At 46.0% G+C, this 1,647-nt stretch carries 3 protein-coding genes; 1 reads left to right on the forward strand and 2 read right to left on the reverse strand.

The features are described from left to right. On the forward strand, nucleotides 1–209 hold a 209-nt coding region (locus tag BUA78_RS20530), incomplete at its 5' end, for a hypothetical protein (protein ID WP_207650527.1). Nucleotides 210–251: 42 nt separating this feature from the next. On the opposite strand, the gene BUA78_RS19620 is transcribed toward BUA78_RS20530, so the two are convergent. Beyond that, complete coding sequence (locus BUA78_RS19620) at nucleotides 252–1,514, reverse strand: (Fe-S)-binding protein (RefSeq protein WP_072917914.1); 1,263 nt, start codon at nucleotides 1,512–1,514, stop codon at nucleotides 252–254. Between the two features lie 40 nt (nucleotides 1,515–1,554). Then, nucleotides 1,555–1,647, reverse strand: a 93-nt coding sequence (locus tag BUA78_RS20010; RefSeq protein WP_476580471.1) for an iron-sulfur cluster-binding protein, incomplete at its 5' end; no start/stop codon positions are given.

The raw sequence follows: 1,647 nt of genomic DNA on the forward strand, positions 1-1,647 counted from the left end.
CGGATTCGGCTAGGTCTAGGGATGCCTGTATTCCGGCTATACCGGAGCCGACTACTAGTACAGCTCCTGTTTTATTGGTCTTTGTCATCTTCGCACCTCACATCCATAGCAGAATTTATATTTACTATATTCATAAAAGCTTCCCATTCACAAAGGAAACCCTGAAGCCACGGGTAAAGACTCGTGGCCAGGGTCCTAAAATATTGTAATTAGTTTAGCATAAAAGTTTAACTAATTTTAGCACAAAACTTTTACTCTTCTTCTTCCTTCTTAGCCCAGTCGGGAACAACAATAGCCTTGGCTAACAGCGGAGTGATGTGGGTACACTTCCAACCTTTTTTGTATTCCTTGTTCATATCGGTGAACTGGTCCATGCAGTTGTGGCAAGGAATGGCCACAGTGGTGGCACCCGTGGCATCGATTTGTTCAACCTTCCGTCTGGCCTTTTCCATCCGCATGGGCTTGGATTCCGGAACCGCCAGAGCACCGCCGCCAGCACCACAGCAGTAGTTGTACATGCGGTTGGGATACATTTCACGGAAGTCCGTGGTGATAGCTTTCATTACATTGCGGTTGGCATCCAGAATACCGCACTTACGAACCAGGTTGCAAGGATCGTGTACAGTACAAGGTTCCGGGTTACGGCTGGGATCAACCTTCAAGGTACCATCCTTAATCCACTGATCATACACTTCCAGTACGCTGATGATGGGAAATTTCGGGCCATCCCAGAATTTTTCGTAGAATAGCATGGTGGACTTAAAGGCGTGACCACACTCGGTAACCACGATCTTCTTAACACCTAAACGAACAGCTTCTTCAAAGAAGGGGCGCTGAATTTCGCAGAAGTCATCGTTTTTACCACTGAACAGAGCTAGGTTGGTGCAATCCCAACGATGTAAACCTAAGGTGTAGTCGGCTTTCGCATAGTAGAACACCTTGAGGATTTCTTGCAGTTCGTGGGAGTAATACTTAATTTCACGGGCGTTTAAACCAAAGATAAACTCGGCACCTACTTTACCTACGTTCACTTTGTAATCAGGATCTCCCAGTTCTTCCTGCAGTTCTTCTTCAATCCACTCAATGGTCTCCATATATTCATCCGCCGGAACATCCATCTGGTTCCCGGATTCAATGTGTTCGTTAACTACTTTATCCATAAAACCAGGGGTGGGGATACCAAATTGTCCCCGCATACCACGGGTAATAACACCGAAGTTAACACCCATGGGGCATTCAACGGTGCAGCGTTCGCAAACGGTACAGTTCCAGATAAAGGGGTCCTTGAGGGCTTCTTCTCTCATACCCAGTACTAGCTTACGTAGGAATTTCCGAGGATCGTTATTGCCATGAACATCGGAGTAGGGACAACCAGCAGTACACATGCCACAGGCCAAGCACTGACTCCAATCAATATTTTTTAATCTTTCAGTTACTTCATCTCTAAATTTGGGATCCATCTTCGAGAAATCAATTACTTCCGGTACTTGGGTACTGGCGTTCTCGGTAGACATATTTTCTTCTCCCCCTTTTTGGTCGATACTTTTCTGTTTCTTAATATTCATTGGGCAGCTGATCAAGCTGCGCCTTCGTAAACACAGGGCCATCCTTGCAAACATACTTGCTGCCTACATTGCAGCGACCACA

Source organism: Desulforamulus aeronauticus DSM 10349, assembly GCF_900142375.1.
Lineage (GTDB): Bacteria > Bacillota > Desulfotomaculia > Desulfotomaculales > Desulfotomaculaceae > Desulfotomaculum > Desulfotomaculum aeronauticum.

Coding starts and splice junctions, on each gene's coding strand:
- BUA78_RS19620 (WP_072917914.1), bottom strand. CDS start 1,514: ATGTCTACCGAGAACGCCAGTACCCAAGTACCGGAAGTAATTGATTTC.